Genomic DNA, 26,540 nt, shown 5'->3' on the forward strand with positions numbered 1-26,540 from the left:
TTACTGACCTGCTGGCGCAAAAATAAGCAGCAATCCCGGTATCATGGACTCCATTGCGACCTTGGTTCGCAAATGCCATTGCCGGGGGGCAGCACGTAAGTGAAGGCGAGGAAGCACATTCCTGCTGCATGGACGACCTTCGTGTCTGGCCATGCCTGCATCCCCGTGCCCGCTCTCCTGCCCGTGGCATGAGCGAGCGACGGCACCGCTTTCGCCACTTCTGCCTGGGCCTGCTCGGGTTGCTCCTGCTGGTTTTCGGTATCGGTGCGGTCAGTGCTGGGACCAATGACCCGTGGGCACCCTTCGATGCACCCTGGTTCGACCGGGTGGGCAGCGCCGAAGGGGTTCCGCAGTCGATCATCACCGCGGTCGCGCAGGATCAGCGTGGCCTGGTCTGGATCGGCACCATGGTGGGCCTGGCCCGCTATGACGGTTATCGCGCTCAGGTATTCGACACTCGTGGCGGCAGCGTCCTGGGCCTGCCAGATGCCTATGTCCGTACCCTGTTGGCCCTCCCCGATGGCGACCTGCTGATCGGTACCAATGCGGGCGGACTGGTTCGCTTCGACCAGGCAACCAACAGCTTCCATGCCTACCCGGTCGGCGCGATGGGCACCTCGGATCGCAAAATCTACAGCCTCGCCGACGATCATGCCGGTGGCGTCTGGATCGCCACCGATGCGGGACTGGATCATCTGGACCCGCGCACGAACACGATTACCCAGCTTAAAACCCGAGCCGACACCGCACCGCGCAACTTCAGCGTGATGCAGGATCGCGCCGGCAACCTGTGGCTGGGCAACAACAACGGACTGTTCGTCCGCCGCGCCGGCGCGACCACGTTCGTGCGGCCTGAGCATCCTGCCGGTACCGTTGCCACGGTGCTGGCCAACCAGATCTGGGCCATCCACGAGGATCACGCAGGTCGGCTGTGGGCTGGCAGTGGACAAGCCGGCGCGGTCTATCGCGACACCGACGGTCAATGGCATCCCGTGCCGGGTTTCAGCGGTTACCAGAACGGTGCACGGCAATCCACGGTGCGCGATTTCCTGGAGGCCGCGCCAGACACGATGTGGATTGCCACCGACGGCAGCGGCGTCCTCGCCTACACCGTCGGCGATACCCAGCTGCGCCGGATCGACCACGATGCCGCAATCGCTTCGACGCTACCTGGCGATTCGGTGCGGGCGCTGCTGCAGGATCGCTCCGGCAACATCTGGGCTGCGACCGACCTCGGCCTCGCACGCACCAACCCCAACGCCCGCACCGCCTTCTCGCTGCTGCCCTCACCGCTGGAGCAGAACGCGTTGAGCGATACCAGCGTGCGTGGCATCTACGTCGATACGCGCGGCCGCATCTGGCTTGGCCTGGGATCCGGAAAGATCGACATGATCGACCTCAAGGCCGGTCGCATGAAGCATCTGCAACTGGACGGCAACCAGATCCATCGCGACATACAGACCTTCATCGAGGCTGCGGACGGCTCGATCCTGGTCGGCACGCAAGGCCTGGCCCGCATCAATCCCGACACCCTGGCGATCCGCTCCTCGCTACTGCCGGCGCTGGAAAACACGCCGGTACTCAGCCTGCAACGGGATGGCTCGCGCATTCTCATCGGCACCTATGACGGGCTGTATCGCTACGACACGCTTACCGGCGCGCTCGATCATGTCGAGCATGAGCACAAGGACTCGACCAGCCTGGGCAGCAACACCGTGCGGCAGATCGCACGCGTCGGCGACACCTGGTGGTACGGCACCACCCGTGGCATCAGCATCGCCACCAGCACGTCGAGCAGTCGCGGCTTCGTCAACCTCACGCATCGCAACGACGATCCCACCAGCCTGCCGCAGAACTACACCAGCTCGATTCTGCTGGATCCGAAGGGACGGCTGGTGGTCAGCACGTTCGGCGGTCTGGGCGTGCTCGACCCTTATTCACCGGGCAGCCCCTACCGCTTCCGCAACATCGGCATCGCGCAGGGACTGGCAAGTGACAAGATCAGCGGCGTGCTGGCCGACGATCGCGGCAACCTGTGGGTCAGCACCTCCAGTGGTGTGTCGAGGATCGACAACGGCACCTATGCCGTGCACAACCTCGGCACAGACGATGGACTGCACATACCCAGCTATATCTACGCGGGTGCCGCGCGCGCGCGCGGCGGCGAACTGCTGTTTGGCGGCCTCGGCGGCCTGACCGTGATCCGGCCAGACTGGCAGCCGCCGGCACGCACCGCTGCAGCACTGGCGATCACCCACGCCATCGTCAACGGCAACGAGATGCCGTTTGACGAACTTCCCCGTGACAACCAGAGCATCAGCCTGAATCCACGCAGCCGCAACCTGCAGGTGGACTTTGCACTGCTGGACTATCAGACGCCGCTGGAAACCTCCTACAGCTATCGCATGGAGGGCCTCGACGACGACTGGACGCTGATCCCCCGGGGTAGCCTGCCCAGCGCCATCTACACCAACCTGCCCCACGGCAAATACCACCTGCGCCTGCGCGCCGCGACCCATGGCATGCAGCCACGCACGGCCGAAACCAGCATCAGTATCGTGGTCGAACCGCGCTGGTACGAGACCCTGCTCAGCCGGATCATCGCTGCGCTGCTGCTTATAGCGCTGATTGTGCTGCTGATCCATCTGCGCACGCTCTACCTCAGGCGACAGGCCATGCAGTTGCAGCATCAGATCGACGAGCGCACACGCGACCTGCTGGCGGCCAACCAGCGCCTCGACGATCTGGCCGGCACCGATGGCCTCACTGGTGTCTACAACCGTCGACGATTCCTGGAACTGGCTGGCGGCGAACACGAGCTGGCGCAGCAAGGGCGTTCGCTCTGCATTGCGCTGTTCGACCTGGACCGCTTCAAGCGGATCAACGATACCCATGGGCACCTCGCCGGCGATGCAGTGATCCGTTGCGCGATCGAGGTGATCCGGCAGCATTGCCGGCAAGGTGATCTGGCTGGCCGCTACGGTGGCGAGGAGTTCGTGCTGTGCCTGCCTGACACCAGCCTGCAGCATGCGCTGGAAATCACCGAGCGTATCCGCGACGAGTTGGCCAAGGCAGAAGTGACCCACGAGGGACGTTCGATCGCAGTGACCGTCAGCATCGGTGTCGCCGCACTGCGGCCCGGCGAATCCATCGAACAATGGCTGTCGCGCGCCGACAAAGCCCTCTACGAGGCGAAGCATGAGGGCCGCAACCGCTGCATCACGGCGCCTTGATGCGTCCGATCACTCCGTGTCGGGGTGCGTTCCGGTATTGATCGTGTACTGGCAGTACAGGCTGTAAGCCACGCCGCATAAACCGGTCAACGCAGCCGGAATCAGCAGGGTGCGCTCCTGCAGCATGCCGAACAGCACCGCGCCGGCAGCACTGCCGAGCATGAAGGTGCCAATCACCAGCACGCAGACACGGACGCGCAGCGTATCCACTTCGAGCCCACGCAGGCGCTGGCCGATGTAGATGCCGAGGTCGGTGAACATGCCGGAAACATGGGTGGTACGAAACACCATGCCGCTGTAGGTGCTGACCATGCCGTTTTGCAACCCGGCTCCCATCGAGGCCAGGTACAACCCGATTGAATTGCCGGCATCGAGCAGCGGTACCGCGGCAAACAGCAACAGTGACTCCAGCACAAGTGCCACGCCGTAGTGGCGACCGAGCTTCAACGTGCGCTGCTGCACCAACAAACCGCTGAGGATGGCGCCAGCCAGGAACGCACTGATCGACAATGCCCAATGCACCGCTTCACCACCGTCGGCAGTACCCAGCGAAATGCCTAGCAGACTGGTGGAACCGGTCAGGTTGGTGATCGACTGATGGCGAAAGCCCATGTAGCCGGCGGCATTGACGATACCGGCGATGAAGGCCAATACGCCGCCGCCGATCCATGCCCAGCCCGGCAACTGGCGCAATACGGGCACCGTCGTATCAGTCTTTCAGCGGCTGGGTGCTGATCACCGGCAGGTCACCGATCACGTCGGCACCCTTCGGTGGCACGAAGTTGAAGGCGGACGGTGGAATCGCCACATTGCGCTGCCAGTCGGAGAAACGGATGTCGCTGGTGGAACCCAGTTGATCGCGGAACGTCATGCGGGCCAGGCCATTCGCGTCGAAGCCAAGGTCGGCGTGATCGAACTGCGGATCCTTCGCGGTGGAGGTGAGCCGCAGCCAGACCAAGCCATCGTGTTCGCCCTGCTCGACCACTTTGAAGTCCCGGTCCATCTGCTTGAGATCGGTCAGCACGGTAAGCGGGCTGTGCGACTCCTCGGTGCTTTGCACGCGCACGGTGACCTGTTCCAGATCAGGATCGTACGTCCACACCCGGCTGCCGTCGGCAACGATGGTCTGCTTGTACGGCGCCAGCGTATCCCAGCGGAACTGCCGCGGCGCTTCGAGCGCCAGAGTGCCGGAACTGGTCTTGCTGGTCTGACCGTTGATGTCGGTCAGCGACTGGCTGAAGTGGCCGGTGAGCGAATGCAAGCCAGTGGCGAACGCATCGAGCCGCGCGCGCGCCGGCCCGGTGGCAGCCTGCGCGACGGCACCCAGCGACAGCGCCAGCACTACGGCTGTTACGGCAAGCATGAAGCGTTTCATCGGATTCTCTCTGGACATGGGCTCGATGGCTACGCAGTTTGCGCAGTCATCGCTTAATGGATGCCGCCATCAGTTCCGCGGCGGTGGCGGCGCCAGTACTTCGCGGTTGCCGTTGTGCTGCGGGGCGCTGACCACGCCATCTTGCTCCATCTGCTCGACCAGCCGCGCGGCGCGGTTGTAGCCGATGCGCAGGTGCCGCTGGACACCGGAGATCGAAGCGCGACGGGTCTGCGTGACGATCGCCACCGCCTTGTCATACAGCTGGGTATCGGCATCACCACCGCCTTCCTCGCCATCCTGCGGCAGGCCGGAGTCGTTGATGAACTTGCCGTCGCTGGTCGGTTGCGCCTCTTCGAGCACGCCTTCGATGTACTGCGGCGCACCCTGCGATTTCAGCCAAGCGACCACGTGGTGCACCTCGTGATCGTCGACAAAGGCGCCGTGCACGCGTTCCGGCGTGGCGGTGCCCGGCGGCAGATACAGCATGTCGCCGTGACCGAGCAGTGCCTCGGCACCGCTCTGATCGAGGATCGTGCGCGAGTCGATCTTGCTGGACACCTGGAACGCGATGCGGGTCGGAATATTGGCCTTGATCAGACCGGTAATCACGTCCACCGACGGACGCTGGGTGGCCAGGATCAGGTGCACGCCGGCGGCACGCGCCTTCTGTGCGAGACGGGCGATCAGCTCTTCCACCTTCTTGCCGACGATCATCATCATGTCGGCGAACTCGTCGATGATGATCACGATATACGGCAGCGGCTCCAGCGGTTCGGCGGCGAGATTCGGCATCTCCGGATTCGGCCGGAACAGCGGATCGAGCAGCGGCTGGCCGGCGTTCTCGGCGTCCTTCACCTTCTTGTTGAAGCCACCCAGATTGCGCACGCCGACCGCAGCCATCAGCTTGTAGCGGCGCTCCATCTCGGCGACGCACCAGCGCAGCGCGTTGGCCGCTTCCTTCATGTCGGTGACCACCGGCGCCAGCAGGTGCGGGATGCCCTCGTACACCGAGAGCTCCAGCATCTTCGGGTCGATCATGATCATCCGCACGTCTTTCGCGCTGGCCTTGTACAGCAGCGAAAGCACCATCGCGTTGACCGCGACGGACTTGCCGGAACCAGTGGTGCCGGCGACCAGCAGATGCGGCATCTTGGCCAGGTCGACCACCACCGGCTTGCCGCCGATGTCCTTGCCCAGCGCCAGCGCAAGCGGCGACTTCAGCTGGTCGTATTTGTCCGAGCGCAGGATCTCCGACAGGTAGACGATCTGCTTCTTGGTATTCGGGATTTCCAGGCCGATCACGTTCTTGCCGGGAATCACGTCGACCACGCGCACGCTGACCACGGACAGGCCACGCGCTATGTCCTTGTCCAGACTTGATACCTGCGAACCACGTACACCGGCCGCCGGCTCCATCTCGAAGCGGGTGATCACCGGGCCCGGATAGGCGCCGACCACCTTGGCGTCGATCTTGAAGTCCTTCAGTTTGAACTCGACCTGGCGCGAGAGCACTTCGAGCGTTTCCTCGGAGTAGCCAGGACCTTGCGGCGGCGCCTCGTCCAGCAACGACAACGGCGGCAGCTCACCCGGCGTGGCGGCGCCGACGAACAGCGGAATCTGGGTCTCAAGCTTCGCCCGCTCGCTTTTCGCCACCGGTGCAGGAGGCGCCTCGATCCGCACGGGTTCGCGTTTGGCCTGCCTGATGGCATCAGCTTTTTTGACTACGTCGCGTTCGGTACGTGCCTGCCGTGCGGCGAGCACCTCTGGCGCCTCGCGCAGCTTGCCCTTGAGCCAGTCGACCAGCTTCAGCACGCTCTGCCCGATCCAGTCCATCACCTTGAACCACGACAGCCCGGTCGCCAGGGTCACCGCCACCAGGAAAAGGGCCAGCAGGAGCAGCGGCGCGCCCTTGTCCAGCGCTTCCGAAAGCGGACGTCCCACCCACAGGCCGATGATGCCGCCGGCGCCCTGCGGCGGTACGGGGTCATCCCCGAAATCGAGATACAGCAGCGCCGGGCCGGTGACAAAGAAAAACACGGCGCCAATCAGCCGCAACGAGGGTTCCCACGCGTGCGAGGTCCGCACGCCGTGCTGACGCAGCACCTGCACGCCCAGCAGCAAAAGCAGCAGCGGAAAGCAGTAGGCCACGTAGCCAAAGATCCAGCGCAGCAAATCGGCGATGTGCGCACCGAAACTGCCGCCGAAATTCTGCACCAGATTGATCTGGTTGGCGTTGGTCCAGCTGGGATCGCGAGCGTCGTAGGTGAGCAGGCAGATCAGCAGGTACAGCGCAAGCGGCATCAGCAGCAAAGCGCCGGCTTCACGCAGCCGGCGCTTCAGCTCCTCGCTGAGGCCTTCCTTCGGTTGTTGTTTGACGTTCGCGCTTCGCGCCACCTTGGAAGGTTTCCCTTGTTTGGACCGGCTCGTTCCGGACAGGGTTAGAGCATACCTTGCAATGCCGGATGTACCAGCTTGCCGCCGTCGACATTGATACCGCCGGCGAGCGGAGCGAACTCGCGCCACTCGTTGCCGGCCGCCAGGCGCTGCACGTACGGCAGGATCGCGGCGGAGATCGCCACCGACGAAGTCTGCGGCACCGCGCCCGGCATGTTGGTCACGCAGAAGTGGGTCACACCGTGCACGTCATAGGTCGGCTCCTTCCAGGTGGTCGGCTTGGAGGTCTCGAAGCAGCCGCCCTGGTCGATCGAGATGTCGACCAGCACCGAGCCCGGCTCCATCGTCTTGACCATGGCTTCGGTGACCACACGCGGCGCCTTGGCGCTGGGGATCAGCACGGCGCCGACCACGATGTCGGCATCGCGCACCTCCTCGGCGACCGAGGATTCATAGGCATACAGCGCGGTGACGTTCGGACCCATCGCCATCATCTCGGCGAGGCGGTCCTGGCGCTTGTCGAACACCACCACATTGGCACCGGCCGCGGCGGCCAGTGCAGCGGCATTGCCACCGGCGGCGCCGGCGCCCAGCACCACCACCTTGCCACGCGGGGTCGAGGCCATGCCGCCCAGCAGCTTGCCCTTGCCGCCCTGCGGGCGATGCAGCAGCGTGGTACCAATCTGGGTGGCGATGCGGCCGGCGATCACCGACATCGGCAGCAGCAGCGGCAGCACGCCGTCTTCCTCGACCGACTCGAACGCGATACCAGTCAGGCCGATGTCGAGCAGGCTCTTGGTCAGCGCCGGCTCGGCGGCCAGGTGCAGGTAGCAGAACAGCAGGTGGTGCTTCTTCAGCAGCGCCAGATCACCGGCAACCGGTTCCTTCACCTTGACGATCAGCTCGCCCGCCTCGTACAGCGCCGCGGCATCCGGCACGATCTTGATGCCCTGCTTGACATAGACCTCGTCGGCGAAGCCGCTCTTCAGGCCTGCCCCGGCCTGCAGGAACACTTCATGGCCACGGCGCACCAGATCGGCGGCAGCGGCGGGAACGAGGGCAACACGACCTTCAAGGGTCTTGGTTTCGGAGGGGATACCGATACGCATGGGAGCAGTCCTGTGGGTTCTTGAGCCGGGGGCGACTTGCGTGCGCCCAGCCTGGTTTATGAAGCATCAATGGACTGGAAAGCTTGAATCGGAGTGCTCCCTTCCCCATCCTTGCGGATTCAGACTCCGCCGCGTGCCGCGAAACGGTTGCATGAAACCGCGGCAGGGGCTGAAGCGAATAACGATCAAAGCTGCCAGTTAACCCAAGGATTATAACCATGAGCACCCCTAAACACAGCCGCCTGCTGATCCTCGGCTCCGGCCCCGCCGGTTACACCGCTGCGGTGTATGCGGCTCGTGCCAACCTGAAGCCGACCATGATCACCGGCCTGCAGCAGGGCGGCCAGCTGATGACCACCACCGACGTGGACAACTGGCCGGGCGACGTCGAGGGGTTGCAGGGTCCGGCGCTGATGCAGCGCATGGCCGAACATGCCGAACGCTTCCATACCGAGATGATCTTCGACCACATCCACAAGGTAGACCTGAAGCAGCGTCCGTTCCGTCTCACCGGTGATTCGGGCGAATACACCTGCGACGCGTTGATCATCACCACCGGCGCCACCGCCAAGTACCTCGGCATCGCCAGCGAAGAGAAGTACAAGGGCAAGGGCGTCTCCGCCTGCGCCACCTGTGACGGTTTCTTCTTCCGCGATCAGGATGTGGTGGTGATCGGCGGCGGCAACACCGCGGTCGAGGAAGCGCTGTACCTGGCCAACATCGGCCGCAAGGTCTACCTGGTGCATCGCCGCGACAAGCTGCGCGCCGAGAAAATCATGCAGGACAAGCTGTTCGAGAAAGCCGCCGCGGGCAAGATCGAGCTGGTGTGGAACCACAGCATCGACGAGGTGCTCGGCGACGATACCGGTGTCACTGGCGTGCGCGTGAAGGACGTCAACTCCGGCGTCACCCGCGACATCGAGGCGACCGGCTTCTTCGTGGCGATCGGCCACACGCCGAACACCGGCATCTTCGAAAGCCAGCTCGACATGCACGATGGCTACATCAAGATCCACAGCGGCCAGCACGGCATGGCCACGATGACGTCGGTGCCGGGCGTGTTCGCCGCCGGCGACGTGGCAGACCACGTGTACCGCCAAGCAGTGACTTCGGCCGGCTTCGGCTGCATGGCTGCACTGGATGCCGAGCGCTGGCTGGATCAGCAGACCCCGGCCAGCTGATGAACCTGCACGGCAATGCAGCTACCAGCGCAAGCGTGCCTTGATCGAGGCGCGCTTCCACCCGGCGCTCGATCAGCTGCCGGCAGACACATGGGACGCACTGCGCGCCGACCCGAACCCGTTCGTGTCGCACGCGTTCCTCGCTGCGCTGGAACGCGGCGGCTGCATTCTTCCTGACTGGGGCTGGCAGGCGCATCACCTGGGACTGTATGAAGACGGTCGGCTGATTGCTGCCGCACCGCTGTATCTGAAAGGCAATTCACACGGCGAGTTCGTGTTCGACTTCAGCTGGGCCAGCGCATGGGAGCGCGCCGGTGGCGAGTACTACCCGAAGCTGCTCAACGCCGTGCCCTACTCGCCGGTGCCGGGTCCGCGCCTGTTGGCCGGCAACGACGAACGCACGCCGATGCTGCAACACGCGCTGGTCGAGGCGATGCACGCTGAAGCCGAACGGCTGGGGCTGTCCTCGGTCCATGCCAATTTCCTGCAGGAAACCGAACTCGCCGCGTTCGGCACCGACTGGCTGGCCCGCTCGGACGTGCAGTTCCACTGGCATAACCGCGGCTATCGGCACTTTCCGGATTTCCTCGCCGCGCTCAACCACAAGAAGCGCAAGAACATCCTGCGCGAACGCAGCCAGGTAGAGGCCAGCGGCGTGGCGATCGAATGGCGCAGCGGCGATACGCTGAGTCGCGACGAATGGCGGCAAGTGCATGCGCTGTACGAAGCCACGTTCGACGCCAAGGGCAACCATGCGGCGCTGACCGCGACCTTCTTCCGCCAGCTCGGCGAACTGGGCCAGCTCGCACAGCTGGCGCTGGCCCGGCACGGGGAGACCATCGTCGCGATGGCGCTGTTCGTGCAGGGCGGCGGCGTGCTGTACGGCCGCTACTGGGGCGCATCCGTGGACGTCCCCGGCCTGCATTTCGAGCTGTGCTACTACCGCGGCATCGAACACGCGATCACCCAACGACTGGATCGTTTCGAACCCGGCGCGCAAGGCGAACACAAGCTGGCGCGCGGCTTCCTGCCCGTGCGCACCTATTCGCGACACTACCTGGTGCACCCGGCTTTTCGCGCCGCCGTAGCCGCTGCGCTTGCAAGCGAGGCGCCAGCGGTCGACGCTTATGCCGCCGAGTTGCAAAGTCACAGTCCCTACGCTGATCACAGCACTGCAAAACGATGACCCGCCTGCCACTGCTGGATCCCGATGCACGGGATCACTTCCCGGACCCGCGCCATGCACTGGCCGAGCCGAACGGACTGCTGGCCTTCGGCGGCGACCTGTCGCCGCTGCGGCTGCTGGAGGCCTATAGCCTCGGCATCTTTCCGTGGTTCAGCGTAGACGAACCGATCCTGTGGTGGTCACCCGATCCGCGCTGCGTGTTCCACACCGGGACTCTGCGGATCAATCGCAGCCTGCGCCGTCAGCTCGGAGGCAGGCGCTGGCGGCTGACCATCGACCATGCCTTCGATGAGGTCATTCGCGCCTGCGCCGCGCCACGCGCACGGGAGTCGGGTACCTGGCTGGTGCCGGCGATGATCGACGCCTATGCACAACTGCACCGCATGGGTTACGCGCACAGCGTGGAAGTATGGGACGACACGCGGCTGGTCGGCGGCATCTACGGCGTCGCCGTCGGCCGGTTGTTCTGCGGCGAATCGATGTTCAGCGCCGAGAGCGGAGGTTCGAAGATCGCACTGATTGCGCTCGCCAGGCTGCTGCACGAGCTGGAATTTCCGCTGCTCGATACCCAGGTCAGCAATCCGCACACGCTTGGGCTTGGCGCCATCGAGATAAGCCGCGAACAGTTCCTGCAGCACGTTGAACATCTCGTCCAGCTGCCTGGCCACATGGGGAGCTGGGCCAGTTACACGCCACGACTGCTGCAGCCTTGCCTTGATCGTGCAAATGACCAGATCACAGGCGCGCTCAGTCCACAGCAGCGCGGCCAAGCATCTTGAGCTCGTCCAGGTTGGCCAGAAACAGCGCCACCAGATTTGGATCGAGCTGGCTGCCGGCAGCGTTGCGCAGATAGTCGATTACCTCTACCTCCGGCCAAGCCGGCTTGTAGATGCGCGCCGAGATCAAGGCATCCCAGACGTCGACGATGCTGAAGATCCGCGCCGCCAGCGGAATCGCCTCGCCGCGCAAACCTTGCGGATAACCGGTGCCGTCCCAGCGCTCGTGATGGCTATGCGGAATGTCGCCCGCCCCGTGCAGGAAATCCACCCGCTGCAGCAACTCGTAGCCGATCTGCGGATGTTCGCGCATCAACGCTATCTCGTCTTCATCCAGCTTGCCTGGCTTGACCAGCACCGCATCCGGCAACGCCAGCTTGCCGATGTCATGCAGCAGCGCGCCGAGCGCGAGATTGCGCAATGCCTCACCTTCTACCCCAGCCAGCCGGGCCAGCCCGGTAGCCATGCGCATCACGCGATCAGAGTGGTCGCCGGTTTCCTTGTGGCGGATGTCCATCGCCGACACCAGCACGCGCAGCGACTGCTTGTGGCCTTCCAGCAGGGTCCGGTTGACGAGCTCCAATCGATGCAGATTGCGCCCGATCATCCAATACAACACGGCTCCCGTGACCAGCACGAACAGGGTGCCCTTGATGCTCTGCAGGAACGAGAGCTCGGCTTGCCCTTGCACCAGTGCATTCAACACGCCATTGGAAAACCAGATCCACAGCGCAGACAGCAGCACGTAGACAAAGGTGATACGAAACTGGGGACTGATCGTCAAGGCAAGGCTCCGGCGAAGACGTCTCGCGCGCGGCATTCACGCCACGCTTCTTGCGGGCAGGCGAGAGTGTGAGGCACAGGCCACAATGACAGTGTGACAGAAGCCTCAGCTGGCTCGCACCGCGTACTTGCGTGCCACGTAATCGTCCAGGATGCCGACAAATTCGTTGGCGATATTGTCACCACGCAGGGTCATCGCCTTCTCGCCGTCGATGAATACAGGTGCAGCCGGTGCCTCACCGTTGCCCGGCAGCGAGATGCCGATGTTGGCGTGCTTGGATTCGCCCGGGCCGTTGACGATACAACCCATCACCGCCAGCGTGAGGTTCTCCACGCCGTCGTATTTCACCCGCCACAACGGCATCTGTTCACGCACATGCTCCTGCACCGTCTTCGCAAGCACCTGGAAGAATTCGCTGGTGGTACGACCGCAGCCCGGACAGGCAGTGACTAGCGGCGTGAACGAACGCAGGCCCATGGTCTGCAGCAATTCCTGCGCGACGATCACCTCGCCGGTGCGCGTGGCACCCGGTTCGGGCGTGAGCGAAATGCGGATGGTGTCGCCGATGCCTTCCTGCAGCAGCACTGCCAGCGCCGCGCTGGACGCGGTAATGCCCTTGGAGCCCATCCCGGCCTCGGTGAGGCCAAGGTGCAATGCGTAGTCGCAGCGCGCGGCGATATCACGATATACAGCGATCAATTCCTGCACGCCGGAGACCTTGCAGGACAGAATGATGCGATCACGCGCGAGACCGATTTCCTCGGCCCGTGCGGCCGAATCCAGCGCCGAGCGGATCAGCGCCTCGCGCGCCACATGCGAGGCATCCCACGGATCGGCACGCCGCGCGTTCTCGTCCATCAGCGTGGTGACCATGCTCTGGTCGAGCGAACCCCAGTTCGCGCCGATGCGTACCGGCTTGTTGTAACGCAGCGCCATCTCGATGATCGCCGCGAACTGACCATCCTTCTTCCTGCCGAAACCGACATTGCCCGGATTGATGCGGTACTTCGCCAGTGCCTCGGCACAGGCCGGCTCATGTTCCAGCAGCTGATGGCCGTTGTAGTGGAAGTCGCCGATGATCGGCACCTCCACACCCATCATCGCCAGGCGCTCGGCAATGCGCGGCACCGCGGCCGCCGCCGCCGGCGTATTCACCGTAATGCGCACCAGTTCGGAGCCGGCGCGGGCCAGCTCGGCGATCTGCTTCGCCGTGCTGGCCGGATCCTCGGTATCGGTATTGGTCATCGACTGCACCACGATCGGCGCACCGCCGCCTACCGTGATCTTGCCGATCTGCACGCTGACGCTGGGGCGGCGCTGCGCGAATCCGGCATGCCGGGGTTTATGCGAAGAATCGTTGCTCATGGTGAATAGTCGGAAAGGGGCGGTCGCTGCACGACGCGGCGTTGTGCAAAGGATACCCGATGCTGTTTGCCAGTCGGGACTGCCGGTTACAGCAATTGCCCTCAGAAACACAGAATTGCCTGACTAACCTATGCTGTCCGGCATTGAACCTCGCTATCCTGCGCCCCAGGCATGCTGATCTGATGACGAACGAAACCACAACGTCCGCCCTGCCTGAGCCCACTGGAATCACGTGTTCTTCGCCAATCAGCGTCGAAAAGATGCGGCTGGATGCATTGCATGCCTATGGCATCCTTGATACGCCTCGGGAAGCTGCATTCGACGACATCACCCGGCTTGCCGCCTTTGTCTGCGAGGCACCGATCGCGGTGGTCAACCTGATCGATCGCGATCGGCAATGGTTCAAGAGCGAGATTGGTCTGGGTGTCCGCGAGACGCCACTCGACACCTCCATCTGTGCTCATGCCATCCTCCAGCAGGATTTATTCGTGGTGCCGGACACGTTGCAGGACTCCCGTTTCCGTAACAATCCGCTAGTCACCGGTGACCCGCACCTGCGCTTCTATGCCGGCGCACTGCTGAAGACCCCCGACGGCTTGCCGCTCGGTACGGTATGCGTGCTCGATACGCAACCGCGCCTGTTGCGACCCGAGCAGACCGAGGCGCTGCAGGCGCTGGCGCGGCAAACCATGGCGCAGATCGAATTGCGCCGGTTGCTGGCGCAGGCGCAGGAGTCCAACCATTATCGTCGGCGACTGATGGCCATCGCCGGGCATGACCTGAAAACGCCCGTGCGCACCGCGTCCTATGCGATCCGCAAGGTGCAGCGCAGCCTGAGTGCGGAGCAGGCAGCGCCACTGACCGCAGCCACCGAGGCGCTGGCCACGATCGACCGCGAATTCACCCAGCTGGCGGCGATGGCCAGCATCGAAGGTGTATCAGCCACTCCTGACCTGATCGTATTCGATCTCGCCGATGTGCTCGGAGCAGTCGTGGCGAACTGGCAACAGCCGGCTCTTGCCAAGGGACTGCGGTTGCGCAGCGTGAGTACGCGGCTGCGTGTGCGCAGCCACCCCGCCCTGCTGGCCACTTTGCTCGGCAATCTGGTTGGCAACGCCGTCAAGTACACCGAGTGTGGCTCGGTACTGATCGGCTGTCGTCGTCGGGGCGCGAACGTGGTGGTCGAGATCGTCGATACCGGGCTGGGCATGGACAACGCGAATTCGGATGCGTTGTTCGGGGCATTCCATCAGGCCAATCCGCGCAGTGAAGGCCTGGGCCTAGGTCTGTGGATCGTGCGCGGCACGGCCGAATCGTTGGGACATCCGTTGCATGTGCGTTCGAAACTCGGCCATGGCAGTCGCTTTTCGGTTGAGCTGCCGAGAGCCTGATGCCCTAGAGGTACCGAGTTCAGTTCGCTGAGCCGGTTCGTCGCAACGCTGCCTGCAAGAGCCGTTGTTCGATCCGTTCGGCCATGCTGCTGGGCTTTTCAAGTTTCATCCGCGCCAGCGCCGCTGGCTCTCCAGCCACTGGCACGCCTGGACTCAACAATCCGCGCAGCAGCTGAAGCTTGCCGCGCCAGGTGCCGCTGGTGGCCTTCAGCCAGTTCAGCGCTGGCAGCAGGCGTTGCTCGACCTCGGTGAAATCGCTGCCGAACGGAAACATGGGAAACAATCCTTTCTGCTGCAGTGGCGCCAGCACCTCATGCAGATGGCGCGGACGATGCTGGCGCCACGCCTCGGGAATCTGGAAATCCGCCGCCAGCTTGCCGTGCGATTTCGCCTCGGCGCAAAGCGCGTCGAGAAAGCGCGCGTCGCTGATCGACAGCATCGCCTCGATGCATTCGCTGTCGCTCTTGCCACGCAGGTCGGCAACGCCGTACTCGGTGATGATGAGGTCGCGCAGATGGCGCGGGATCGTGGTCTGGCCGTAGTTCCAGCGGATATTGCTCTCGATCCCGCCACGGCTGCTGCGGGTCGAGCGCAACAGCAGTGCCGAACGGCCATCGGGCAGTTCATGCGCCATCGCCACGAAGTTGTACTGGCCGCCCACACCACTGACCACCGCGCCATCGTCCAGCGTGTCGGAGGTCGCCGCACCAAGCAAAGACGCCATCATGCAGGTGTTGAAGAAACGCGCGCCACGCCGTTGCAGCATCGCCAGCGCCTGATGATCACCGTAGAGCTGGTTGACATTGGAGACCGGGCACATGTCGATCGCATCCGGGTCGGCCTTTTCGGTGGCCTCGAGCCATTCGTACAATTGGTTCGAGCCGAGGAAGAACGCACCGCGCAGATAATGGCCACCCGGTACATCGGAAGCCAGCCGGCCGGCGGCCGAGGCACGTTCCAGCGCGAGATTGTCCCAGCTGCGCCGTTTCAGGATGCCCGCGCGCTGCAGGTGCATGAAGCCGTCCATCACCATCTCGCTGGCGCCGTACAGACCGCTCTGGAACGGCGTGAGGCCGCCGAATCGACCGGCCAGTGCATGGGTGGCTCCGGTCGGATCCAGCCCCACCAGTGCGCGCCGCCACTGCGTGTTGTCCTGCTGCCGCAGCAGCAGCGCCTTGACCAGCGCATCGGACAACGCGCCGATACCGATCTGCAGGCAGCCGCCGTCCCTGACCAACGCACTGGCATGCAATCCCAATGCGTATTCGGTCAGGTCGACCGGCAGCCGCGGCAGCGCGAACAGTCGCGGCGATTTTTCCGGGCACAACTCCACATCGAAATAGGCCTCCGCTACTTCAGCGGCACCACCCAGGTACGGCAAATCCGGATGTACCACCGCCACGCACAACGGCCGTTGCCGGCCGGAGGCCTGCTGCTTGCTGAGGAAATCCAGAGTGAGATCCGGGTTGCAGGACAGGCTGTAGTGCACGCCATCCGGCCCTTCGCGCCGTGCCACCAGTTGCACCAGCAGGTTGATGTCCTGCACCACCAGATCGCGTGCGACATGCGTGTAGTTCTGGCTGATGTAGTTGCGCTGGGCACTTCCCGCATGCAGCAGCGCACCGGACTGCATGTAGAACTCATGCACCTCGACGTTCGACGGCAGCGCGTCGTGCGCCTGGTCCAGTGCGTATTGCGGATCGACCTGGTCGGCACCGAAATGCCGTTCAAGGAACGGACCGAGGAAGCGCCGCTCCAGTCCTGGCGCCGGTTGCGGCCGGGTCAGCGACAGCGCCGTGTACAGGCGCAGCGAACGGCTTGAAGCAGCCTTGGTGAGCTGATATAGCGCGTTCAACAGTCCATGCGGCTTGCCCAGACCCAGCGGTGCGGCAATACGAAGATCCGGACCCAGCTCGTCGGCGAGGTATTGCGCGCAGGCCTCGATGTCGCTGTAGCGGTGCTCGATCGGCATGCGCCAGATCATGCCAGAAGCCCTGCGATGACGGTGAGCCGACAAACCATGGCCTACACTCGACCCATGTCACTCATCACCGATACGCCCAACCGCCTGCTGGCGGAGCAGGCGCTCAGCCGGACCGCCGGCGCACCTTTGCTGGGCGGCAACGCGGTGGATCTGCTTATCGATGCCGCTGCGCACTATGACGCGTGGCTGGCGGCGATCCGTGGCGCGCGGCAACGCGTGTTGCTGGAGAACTACATCATTCGCAATGATGAAGTCGGCCGCGCTTTCCTCGATGCACTGGTCGAACGCGCACAGGCCGGCGTGTTTGTCGCCGTGGTGGTCGACTGGGTCGGCTGCCTCGGCCAGTCACGCAACGTGTTCTGGGCACCGCTGCGCAAGGCCGGCGGCGAGGTACGGATATTCAATCCGCCACAGCTGGGCCAGCCGTTGGGCTGGATCAGCCGCGATCACCGCAAACTGTTGGTGGTCGACGGCGTGCTGGGCTTCTTGTCCGGCGTGTGTATTAGCGCGAAATGGCTAGGCGACCCGAAGCGCGATGTACCACCCTGGCGCGACACCGGCGTGACGCTGCGTGGTCCTGCCGTAGCGGAACTGGAAACCACATTCGCGCAAAGCTGGGCCGAGGCTGGCTCGCCGCTGCTGCCGTTTGCGCCCATACCGGAACCTGAAATACCGGCAGGCAATGTGTCGTTGCGGCTGATCGCCACCCAGCCGGCCAGCGCCGGCATGTATCGGCTCGATCAACTGATTGCCTCGATGGCGCGCAGGACGCTGTGGCTGACCGATGCCTACTTCGTCGGTCTGGCGCCCTACGTGCAGGCGCTGCTCGCCGCCGCGCGCGATGGCGTCGACGTGCGCCTGCTGGTGCCCGGCAGCAGCGATATTCCGGCGGTGGCAAGCATGTCGCGCTCGGGTTATCGACCCTTGCTCAAGGCAGGTATCCGCGTGTTCGAGTGGAACGGCTCGATGCTGCATGCGAAAACCGCGGTCGCCGACGGCCAATGGGCACGAGTCGGTTCGTCCAACCTCAACATCGCCAGCTGGCTGAGCAACCACGAGCTCGATGTAGCCGTCGAGGACGCCGGCTTCGCCGGCCAGCTCGCGGTGCAATACGAACGCGACCTGGGCAATGCCACCGAGATCGTGCTCGCCACCCGTCGGCGCCGTCACGGCAGCAGCGAGCAGGTGCGCAGCAGCGAAACGCGGCCACCGCGGGTGCGGCACGGCGGCGGCAGTTCCGGCCGTGCCGCCGCCGGCGCCTTGCGCATCGCCAACAGCATGGGCGCGGCACTGACCAATCGCCGCGTGCTCGGCGATACCTCGAGCGGACCGCTGTTCATCGGCACCCTGGTGCTGGCCGCGCTGGCAGTCGTCGCGATCCTGTGGCCAGCCTGGATCGGCTGGCCATTTGGCGCAGTGGCCGGCTGGTTCGCTCTGAACCTGGGTATCCGTAGCTGGCGCTTGCGCAGGCGACGCTGGCACGTACTGAACGAAGCGAGCGACGACTGATCGCCGCCAGGAGTGCTTGATGCACTCCCTGCACTTCCGGCGTCAAGCGGATGTTTTCTCACGACTTGATACTTGCGCCATGCTAGGCTCGTTCCCCTTATGCAAGCGCCGTCCGACGACACCACGCCGCGCCACATCCTGACCCCCAGCTCGCTCAACCGGCTGGTGCGCGACCTGCTGGGCGATGTGTTTCCGCAGGTGTGGATCGAAGGCGAACTGTCGAACGTGGCCAAGCCCGCCTCCGGCCATTTGTACTTCACCCTGAAGGACAGCGGCGCCCAGGTGCGCTGCGCGATGTTCAAGCCGAAAACGGCAGCACTGCGCTTTCGCCCGGTCGACGGCATGCAGGTGCTGCTGCGCGCCAAGGTCGGCCTGTACGAACCGCGTGGCGAATTCCAGCTGGTCGCCGAATACATGGAGCCGGCTGGCGAAGGCGCACTGCAACGCGAGTTCGAGCAGCTGAAGGCACGACTGGACGCCGAAGGCCTGTTCGCACCGGCGCGCAAGCGTGCCCTGCCCCGTTACGCGCGGCGCATCGGCGTGATCACCTCGGCCACCGGTGCGGCTGTGCGCGATGTGCTGAGCGTGCTGGGTCGACGCTGGCCGCTGGCCGATGTCGAAGTTTTGCCCGTACCGGTACAAGGTCGCGAGGCGCCACCGGCGATCGTCGCAATGCTCAACAAGGCGTCCAGCAGTGGCCGCTACGACGTGCTACTGCTGACCCGCGGCGGCGGCTCGCTGGAAGACCTGTGGGCGTTCAACGACGAGGCAGTGGCGAGGGCGATCCATGCCAGCGCGGTGCCGGTGGTCTCTGCGGTTGGCCACGAAATCGATTTCAGCATCGCCGACTTCGTTGCCGACCTGCGCGCCCCGACACCCTCGGCCGCCGCCGAATTGCTGGTGCCTGATGCCGTGGCAGTCGGCCGCCATCTGCAGCAGCTGCAGCAGCGCATGGTCACGTTGCAGCAGCGCCAGCTGCAGGCACAGGCACAGCGCGTCGATCATCTGCTGGCACGACTGCAGACACAGCGACCGCAGGCACGACTGGCCCGCGACCGCGAACGCCTGCTGCACCTGCAACACCGCCTCGGTGCCGTGCTGCGCGAACAGAGCCAGCTACGACAGACACGGCTGGAACGACTGCATGCGCGTCTGCTGGCACAGCATCCACGCACACAACTGTCGCTGCTGGCACGTCGGCTCGCCGAGCAGGACCAGCGCCTGCGCCGCGCGATTACCTACACGCTGGAGCGCCAGCAGACCGCGCTACGTCATGCGGGCCATGCGCTGCATGCGATAAGCCCGCTGGCTACGCTGGAACGCGGCTACGCGATCCTGTTCGACGAAGCGGGACAGGTCGTGCGCTCTGTCGCCGCTGTCAGCGAGGGCGATACCGTCAATGCCCGCATGAGCGATGGTGAACTCAACCTGCGGGTGCTTGGCAAGTAACCGGTAACGCCTGCTGGCGATCGCCGGCCACTGACTCACATCCAGTCAATCGCTGCCCGTTGCCTTGTCCGCCAGGCGCACCAAGGCGCTGGCTGCGCTGACGAACTCCGACGGCATCATCACGATGGTCATCGTGTTCTGCTCCGCGCCGACCTCGGTCAGCATCTGCATGCGGCGCAGCTCCATCGCCATCGGCATATGCGCCATCTTGGCCGCTGCTTCGGTGAGCTTCAGCGCCGCGTCGTGCTCAGCTTCGGCCTTGATGATGCGGGCACGCTTCTCTCGGTGCGCCTCGGCTTCCTGTGCCATCGCGCGCTGCATGGACTGCGGGATCTCCACGTCCTTGATCTGCACCCGATCGACTTCGACGCCCCACGGCTCGGTGACCTTGTCGATGATCTCGCCGAGCATGCTGGACAGCTTTTCCTGTTCCTTCAGCAGTTCGTCCAGCGAATGCTGGCCCATCACGCTGCGCAGGCTGGTCAGCGCGGTCTGGCGCACCGCGTCCTCGAAATTCGCCACCTGCACGATCGCCCGCTCCGGGTTGATCACCTTGTACCAGACCACCGCACGCACCTTCACCGGCACGTTGTCATTGGTCATGGTTTCCTGCGGCTCGATGTCCTGCGTCATCACGCGCACGTCGACCACCAGCATGCGTTCGATCACGGGAATGATCCAGGTCAGGCCTGGCTCGCGGGTGACGCTGTAGCGACCCAGCCGGAATACCAGGCCGCGCTGGTACTGCTGCAACACCCGCAGGCCGCTGAGGCCGAGAAAAATCAGTATCACAATGAAGACGAATAGAGGCATGGAAATCACCTGAAGTGGATCGAGCTGAGAACACCAGTGTACGCGGGTGTCTGCGCCGCAATGCATCCTGACTTTCCGCAGAGACTGCGGCACGGCCGTTTGTCACGAATACTGAACATGTCGCCCATCTATGCTGTCCGGCAACCTGCTTTTCGATGGTCGCCACAATGCTCAAGAAAACTTACCCCTACTACCTCGCCAACCAACCACAGCAGCCGAATGCCGACCTGGTCGTGCTGGACAAGTACAGTGGCAAGGTCGCCACGCGGGTTGCGGTACCGGATGCGAAAGCCACCGAGAAGGCGATTGCCGCCGCCGTGAAAGCCACCGCGCCCATGCGTGCGTTCAAGCCGTGGGCGCGACAAGCGGTTTTGCAGCATTGCGCACAACGTTTTGCCGAGCGGCGCGATGAACTGGCCGAAGCGCTGTGCATCGAGGCCGGCAAACCGATCAAGGACGCCGCCGGCGAGGTGACCCGGCTGATCGAGACGTTCCGGATCGCCGCCGAGGAAGCAGTGCGCATCAATGGCGAGACGCTGAACCTGGAACTGGCCTCGCGCCTCGACGGTTACCACGGCTACACCAAACGCGTACCACTGGGGCCTGTGTCGTTCATCACCCCGTTCAATTTCCCATTGAACCTGGTCGCGCACAAGGTGGCGCCGGCGATCGCCGCCGGCTGCCCGTTCGTGCTGAAGCCAGCGGAGAAAACCCCGATCGGCGCCTTGATCATCGGCGAAGTACTGGCCGAAACCGACCTGCCCAAGGGGGCATTCTCGATCCTCACGCTGGATGGCGAGCACGCCGCGCCGTTGGTCGAGGACGAACGCTTCAAGCTGCTCTCGTTCACCGGCGGCCAGGTTGGCTGGGAGTTGAAAGCCCGCGCCGGCCGCAAGAAGGTCGTGCTGGAACTGGGCGGCAATGCCGCCTGCATCATCGATGCGGATCAGGGCCCGCACCTCGATCGCGTAGTCGAACGGCTGGTATTCGGCGCGTTCTACCAGTCCGGCCAGAGCTGCATCGGCGTGCAACGCATCTACGCACATACCGACGTCTACGACGCGCTGAAGAAGAAGCTGGTCGCGGCCACCAAAAAGTTGAAAGCCGGCGACCCGAAAAACAAAGACGTGTTCCTGGGCCCGATGATCGACGAGGCCGCCGCCGAGCGCCTGCACGACTGGATCCACGAAGCGAAGAAGGCCGGCGGCAAGGTCCTCTGCGGCGGCAAGCGCAGTGGCAACATGCTCGAAGCGACCTTGATGGAAGACGTGCCGGTCGACGCCAAGGCCAACCGCCAGGAAGCCTTCGGCCCATTCGCCCTGCTCGCCCCGTTCAAGAAATTCGACCAGGCGATCGCGCTGGTCAACGATTCCGATTACGGCCTGCAAGCCGGCATTTTCACCGACAGCCTCGACCATGCGATGCGCGCATGGAACGAATTGGAACAGGGCGGTGTGATCGTCAACGACATCCCCAGCTTCCGCGTCGACAACATGCCCTACGGCGGCATCAAGCTGTCCGGCCTCGGCCGCGAGGGCGTGCGTTACGCGATCGAGGACATGACCGAACTACGCTTGATGGTGATGCGCGAGCGATAAGCTCTGGCCTACAGCGCACCAGGTTTTGTCGCCTGCACGTTCCAGCCCATGGCTTCGTACACCTGGTTCTGCGCGATGCCGGCATATTCGTGCAGGGCCAAGTCAGCCATGGCGAAATTGTACGAGAGCGGCCACCATGACGCGACACCGCTCACGTAATCCGCCCGCACCGGCGTGGCCGGGATACCAAAATGCGTGAAGTACAGCATGCCGCGGCGCAGGTGGAAGCCCGACGACACCAGCAGCACGCGATCCGCGCCGTAAGCCTTTAGTAAGGGGGCACTGAACTGCGCGTTCTGCCAGGTATTCATGCTGCGTGATTCCAGCAGCAGATCCGCGGCATCGACACCTAGTCGCTGCAACTGTTCGCCGTAGATCGCGGCTTCCGGCCTGCCCAGCGCGCGCGCATCACCTCCGCTCACTTCGACCTTGCACAGCTGGCCACTCTGCTTGCAGGCGCGATACAGCGCCGCGGCCTTGTTGATGCGCCCGTACGCGTACAGGCTTGCCTCCACGGAGCCGGTATCCGCCACGCGAACCGTACCCGCACCCAGCAGCACGATCACATTGCGCTGCCCCCACGCGATCGGTGCATCCACCGCATAGGCTGCTTGCAACCGCTTCAGCAGCCACGTTGGCACCGGGCCACAACCGATCACCAGCAGAAGGATCAATGCCAGAGACATCAATACGCGGCTGCAGCGACGCCATTTCAGCAACGCCAGCACGATCGCCAGCAGGATCAGGACAAGCAATATATTCAGCGTCATTGGCGCAGCCAGCGGGAATGCAGACGCCATTATGCCGATGCTTCGTTGCACCGGCGCCCTCCGCGATCAGCCAGCCGATCCCTTATCATCATGACCTGCTCCAGCACGGTTAAGCGGCTCCGTGCACACTGGCTTACCCACGCGTTTGCGGCTCCCTTACCTGCATGCAAAAGAAACCGATCTTCTTCGACCCAACCGGCCGACGGGCCAGCCATGTCTCGCGCCTGGCCCTGGCCGCCGGCGTGGTCAGCACGTTGTTCGTGGTGGCATGCGCGATCAGCCTGTTTGTCGGGCCGAGCATGAGCGGGTTGCATCTTGGCGTCACACGGCATGCGTTGACCGGGGTAAAGGCAGCAGCACCCGAATTGCTGAAGCCGGCTGCCAAACTGGCAGCGGAAGTCCGCGCCCGGCAGAAACTGCTGCATCCGTCACGCACGCATGCCGGCAAGGGCAACGCGGCGCGCACACCGCCGCCACCGTCACTGGACAAGCCGGCCGGTCGGCCGCTGGCGATCGGCTTCTACGTCAACTGGGATGACAGCAGCTATGCATCGCTGAAACGCGGGCTGCCCACGCTGGACTGGGTGATCCCCACCTGGATGAGCCTGAGCGGCCCGGACATGGCGCTGCATACCGCTATCGATACCAAGGCGCTGGATCTGATCCGCACCCAGAAACCCTCCACGCCGATCCTGCCGCTGCTGCAGAACGCAGTGGGAGGTAACTGGGACGGCCCAGGCCTCACCCGCATGCTGGCGGACCCCGCCATGCGCCAGGCACGCATTGCGCAGATCGTCGCGTTCATCGCCGCCAATCATTTCCAGGGCATAACCATCGACTTCGAGGAAGTGCCCGAGAGCGCGCAGAAAAACCTCAAGGCCTTCCTGTCCGAACTCAATGATCAGTTCGATCCGCACAACTGGGGCATCGTGCTGTCGGTGCCGTTCGACGATGCATCCTGGGATTACAAAGGCTACGCCGACATCGTCGACTTCGAGCTGCTGATGGCCTACGACGAACACTGGGCCGGCAAGAACCCGGGCAGTATCGCCGGCCAGGACTGGTTCGAACGCACGCTCGACAAGCGCATGAAAGTACTCGATCCGGACCAGACCATCGTGGCGATTGGCAGCTACGGCTACGACTGGTCGCGCGGGCAGAACGCCGAGGCACTCACCTTCCAGGATGCGATGGACCGTGCGTCCGACGCGCAGGCCGACATCGCCTTCGATCCGGACACGCAGAACCCGCACTTCTCCTACAGCGAGGACGATGGCACCGCGCACCAGGTGTGGTTCCTCGACGGCGTCACTGCATACAACCAGATCCATGCCGCCGACGACTACAAGCCCTACGGCTATGCGCTGTGGCGGCTGGGCTCGGAGGATCCGTCGATCTGGCCAGTGCTGGGACGCAACTACGGCGCGGCGGCACCGGAGCAGCTACGCACGATCGGCCAGGGCGAGGACATCGACATCGAGGGCCAGGGCGAGGTGCTCGAGATCGCGTCCGCGCCCTCGCCTGGCGCGCGCACCGTCGAAGTGGACAAGGACGACGGCAGCATCGATGACGAGAGCTATACCAGCTTGCCCACTTCCTACGTGATCCAGCGCGCCGGCACGCTGCCGCACAAGATCGCACTGACCTTCGACGACGGTCCCGATCCGGAATGGACGCCGCAGATCCTCGACATCCTCAAGGCCAAGAACGTCCCGGCGACGTTCTTCATCATCGGCGAGAACGCCGAGATGTCGCCCAAACTGGTACAGCGCGAGGTCAACGAGGGCTATGACGTCGGCAACCACACGTTCACCCATCCCAACCTCGGTGACAGCCCGCCGGGCATCGTGTCGCTGGAGCTCAACGCCACCCAGCGACTGTTCGAGGCGCTCACCGGCCGCTCGCTGCGCCTGTTTCGTGCGCCGTATTTCGGTGATGCCGAACCCACAACCGCCGACGAACTGGTGCCGATCCAGATCGCGCAGAAGATGGGCTACATCTCGGTCGGCCTGCACATCGACCCGAACGACTGGCAACGACCGGGGACGGACCAGATCGTCAACAGCGTGCTGAGCCAGATCGCCACCACCAACCCGGATCGCAAGGGCCAGGTGGTGCTGCTGCACGACGGCGGCGGTGAACGCTCGCAGACGGTGGCCGCGCTGCCGCGAATCATCGATGGCTTGCGCGCCAAAGGCTACGATTTCGTCACCGTGTCGACGCTGGCTGGCCTGACCCGCGACCAGACGATGCCGCCACTGCCGCCTGGTTCCCTGTCGCGCTGGGCTGACCGTTCGGTCTTCCTCACGCTTGGCATGTTCGGGCACTTGCTGCTCTGGCTGGTGCTCGTGGCGATCTGGCTGGGCGTCGCCCGGTTGCTGCTGCTCGGTGGACTCGCCCTGGTCAACCGTGCCCGCGAACGGCGCCGCGTCCTGCCCGTACTCGGCAACGATCCGCCACTGGTCTCGGTGCTGATCCCGGCCTACAACGAAGAAAAGGTGATCGCCAGCTCGATCCGCCATATCCTCAAGAGCCGGCATCCGAACCTCGAGGTGATCGTCGTCGATGACGGTTCGACCGACGCCACTTCGGCGGTGGTCACCGAGCACTACGCGCACGAGCCGCGGGTGCGGCTCATCACCATCCCGAATGGCGGCAAGGCCCATGCCGTCAACACCGCATTGCGTGAATCGAACGGTGCGGTGGTCGTGGCGCTGGACGCCGACACCCAGTTCGAACCGGACACCATTCCGCGACTGGTGCGCTGGTTCAATGATCCCAGGGTCGGTGCTGTGGCCGGCAACGCCAAGGTCGGCAACCGCATCAACCTGATCACCTTGTGGCAGGCACTGGAATACATCACCGCACAGAACCTGGAACGCCGTGCACTCGCCGCGCTCGGCGCGATCACCGTCGTGCCCGGCGCCGTCGGCGCATGGCGGCGCGAGGCACTGGAACAGCTCGGCGGCTTTCCCGCCGACACGTTGGCCGAAGACCAGGATCTCACCCTCGCCGTGCAGAAGGCCGGTTACCACACCCTGTTCGACAGCGAAGCGATCGCCTGGACCGAAGCACCGGATACCGCCGGCGGCCTCGCCCGCCAGCGCTTCCGCTGGGCCTACGGCACCCTGCAATGCCTGTGGAAACACCACGGCGTCATCTTCCGCCCCCGCTATGGCGCCCTCGGCATGGTGGCGCTGCCCCAGGTATGGCTGTTCCAGATCATCTTCTCGGTGGTGTCGCCGCTGGTCGACCTGTTGCTGGTCTGGCAGATCATCGCCACCACCCTCGACTACCTGCAGCACCGCGGCCAGTTCAACGACGCGAACCTGAAGAAGATGTTGATCTACTACGCCGCCTTCATGGCCGTTGATCTCGCTGCCGCAGCGCTCGCCTTCGCGATGGAAAAAAAGGAGAAATGGAGCCTGATGTGGTGGCTGGTGCTGCAACGTTTCGGCTACCGCCAGCTGATGTATTACGTGGTGGTGCGCTCGGTCTGGACAGCCATCCGTGGACCTTCGGTAGGCTGGGGCAAGCAGGATCGCAAGGCGACGGTAAACACCAGCGCCGAGCTGAAGCCATGAGCTGAATCGGATGGATGGTGGACTGATTGATCATCCAGC

The 26,540-nt window shown here is 64.1% G+C and carries 18 protein-coding genes; 9 read left to right on the forward strand and 9 right to left on the reverse strand.

Going from position 1 to position 26,540, the window contains the following annotated elements; genetic code table 11:
- The first annotated feature begins 128 nt into the window (after nt 1-128).
- Nucleotides 129-3,233, forward strand: a complete 3,105-nt coding sequence (locus GSQ75_RS02170; RefSeq protein ID WP_254058406.1) for a ligand-binding sensor domain-containing diguanylate cyclase — start codon at nt 129-131, stop codon at nt 3,231-3,233.
- Nucleotides 3,234-3,242: 9 nt separating this feature from the next.
- On the opposite strand, the gene GSQ75_RS02175 is transcribed toward GSQ75_RS02170, so the two are convergent.
- From GSQ75_RS02175 to ald, 4 genes are all read right to left on the reverse strand, one after another.
- Nucleotides 3,243-3,935 (reverse strand): YoaK family protein, encoded by a 693-nt coding sequence (locus GSQ75_RS02175; protein ID WP_158752889.1) that lies wholly within the window; start codon nt 3,933-3,935, stop codon nt 3,243-3,245.
- Nucleotides 3,936-3,942: 7 nt separating this feature from the next.
- Entirely contained in the window at nt 3,943-4,608 is a 666-nt protein-coding gene (lolA, locus tag GSQ75_RS02180) for an outer membrane lipoprotein chaperone LolA (RefSeq protein WP_158752890.1), read from the reverse strand.
- A 69-nt stretch (nt 4,609-4,677) separates the two neighbouring features.
- On the reverse strand, nt 4,678-7,002 hold the full coding sequence (locus GSQ75_RS02185) for a DNA translocase FtsK (protein WP_158752891.1): 2,325 nt from the start codon (nt 7,000-7,002) through the stop codon (nt 4,678-4,680).
- Nucleotides 7,003-7,046: 44 nt separating this feature from the next.
- Nucleotides 7,047-8,111, reverse strand: coding sequence for an alanine dehydrogenase (ald, locus tag GSQ75_RS02190; protein WP_158752892.1), 1,065 nt, complete (start codon nt 8,109-8,111; stop codon nt 7,047-7,049).
- Between the two features lie 218 nt (nt 8,112-8,329).
- Here ald and trxB point away from each other — a divergent pair, with 218 nt between their 5' ends.
- From trxB to aat, 3 genes are read left to right on the forward strand one after another with little or no spacing between them, the layout of a single operon-like run.
- Entirely contained in the window at nt 8,330-9,292 is a 963-nt protein-coding gene (gene trxB, locus GSQ75_RS02195) for a thioredoxin-disulfide reductase (protein ID WP_158752893.1), read from the forward strand.
- A 40-nt stretch (nt 9,293-9,332) separates the two neighbouring features.
- Nucleotides 9,333-10,478, forward strand: coding sequence for a GNAT family N-acetyltransferase (locus tag GSQ75_RS02200; RefSeq protein ID WP_158753865.1), 1,146 nt, complete (start codon nt 9,333-9,335; stop codon nt 10,476-10,478).
- Nucleotides 10,475-11,257, forward strand: coding sequence for a leucyl/phenylalanyl-tRNA--protein transferase (gene aat, locus GSQ75_RS02205; protein WP_158752894.1), 783 nt, complete (start codon nt 10,475-10,477; stop codon nt 11,255-11,257). The genes GSQ75_RS02200 and aat overlap by 4 nt, the downstream gene beginning before the upstream one ends.
- Here the strand turns inward: aat and GSQ75_RS02210 are convergent.
- Nucleotides 11,226-12,038, reverse strand: coding sequence for an HD domain-containing phosphohydrolase (locus tag GSQ75_RS02210; protein ID WP_254058407.1), 813 nt, complete (start codon nt 12,036-12,038; stop codon nt 11,226-11,228). The genes aat and GSQ75_RS02210 overlap by 32 nt on opposite strands.
- A gap of 105 nt (nt 12,039-12,143) precedes the next feature.
- Nucleotides 12,144-13,403: a flavodoxin-dependent (E)-4-hydroxy-3-methylbut-2-enyl-diphosphate synthase gene (ispG, locus tag GSQ75_RS02215; protein ID WP_158752896.1), complete on the reverse strand. Its 1,260-nt coding sequence runs from the start codon at nt 13,401-13,403 to the stop codon at nt 12,144-12,146.
- A 260-nt stretch (nt 13,404-13,663) separates the two neighbouring features.
- Between ispG and GSQ75_RS02220 the strand changes: the two genes are divergently transcribed.
- Nucleotides 13,664-14,794, forward strand: a complete 1,131-nt coding sequence (locus GSQ75_RS02220; protein WP_254058472.1) for a GAF domain-containing sensor histidine kinase — start codon at nt 13,664-13,666, stop codon at nt 14,792-14,794.
- Nucleotides 14,795-14,813: 19 nt separating this feature from the next.
- Here GSQ75_RS02220 and GSQ75_RS02225 read toward each other — a convergent pair whose 3' ends face one another.
- A complete protein-coding gene (locus GSQ75_RS02225; RefSeq protein ID WP_254058408.1) occupies nt 14,814-16,766 on the reverse strand; it encodes an acetyl-CoA hydrolase/transferase C-terminal domain-containing protein in 1,953 nt (650 codons plus the stop codon).
- 66 nt (nt 16,767-16,832) lie between these two features.
- Between GSQ75_RS02225 and GSQ75_RS02230 the strand changes: the two genes are divergently transcribed.
- Both GSQ75_RS02230 and xseA read left to right on the forward strand, forming a co-directional pair.
- Nucleotides 16,833-18,287 (forward strand): phospholipase D-like domain-containing protein, encoded by a 1,455-nt coding sequence (locus GSQ75_RS02230; RefSeq protein WP_254058409.1) that lies wholly within the window; start codon nt 16,833-16,835, stop codon nt 18,285-18,287.
- A 99-nt stretch (nt 18,288-18,386) separates the two neighbouring features.
- Entirely contained in the window at nt 18,387-19,736 is a 1,350-nt protein-coding gene (gene xseA / locus GSQ75_RS02235) for an exodeoxyribonuclease VII large subunit (RefSeq protein ID WP_158752900.1), read from the forward strand.
- A 45-nt stretch (nt 19,737-19,781) separates the two neighbouring features.
- On the opposite strand, the gene GSQ75_RS02240 is transcribed toward xseA, so the two are convergent.
- Nucleotides 19,782-20,549, reverse strand: a complete 768-nt coding sequence (locus GSQ75_RS02240) for a slipin family protein (protein ID WP_158752901.1) — start codon at nt 20,547-20,549, stop codon at nt 19,782-19,784.
- A 167-nt stretch (nt 20,550-20,716) separates the two neighbouring features.
- On the opposite strand from GSQ75_RS02240, the gene GSQ75_RS02245 reads away from it, so the two are divergent.
- A complete protein-coding gene (locus GSQ75_RS02245; RefSeq protein WP_158752902.1) occupies nt 20,717-22,147 on the forward strand; it encodes an aldehyde dehydrogenase family protein in 1,431 nt (476 codons plus the stop codon).
- Between the two features lie 8 nt (nt 22,148-22,155).
- Here the strand turns inward: GSQ75_RS02245 and GSQ75_RS02250 are convergent, their stop codons facing one another.
- Nucleotides 22,156-22,917, reverse strand: a complete 762-nt coding sequence (locus GSQ75_RS02250) for a YdcF family protein (RefSeq protein WP_158753866.1) — start codon at nt 22,915-22,917, stop codon at nt 22,156-22,158.
- Between the two features lie 164 nt (nt 22,918-23,081).
- Here GSQ75_RS02250 and GSQ75_RS02255 point away from each other — a divergent pair, with 164 nt between their 5' ends.
- Entirely contained in the window at nt 23,082-26,501 is a 3,420-nt protein-coding gene (locus GSQ75_RS02255; RefSeq protein WP_158752903.1) for a glycosyltransferase, read from the forward strand.
- Nucleotides 26,502-26,540 lie beyond the last annotated feature (39 nt).

It is taken from the genome of Dyella sp. S184, from assembly GCF_009766065.1.
Classification (GTDB): Bacteria; Pseudomonadota; Gammaproteobacteria; order Xanthomonadales; family Rhodanobacteraceae; genus Rhodanobacter.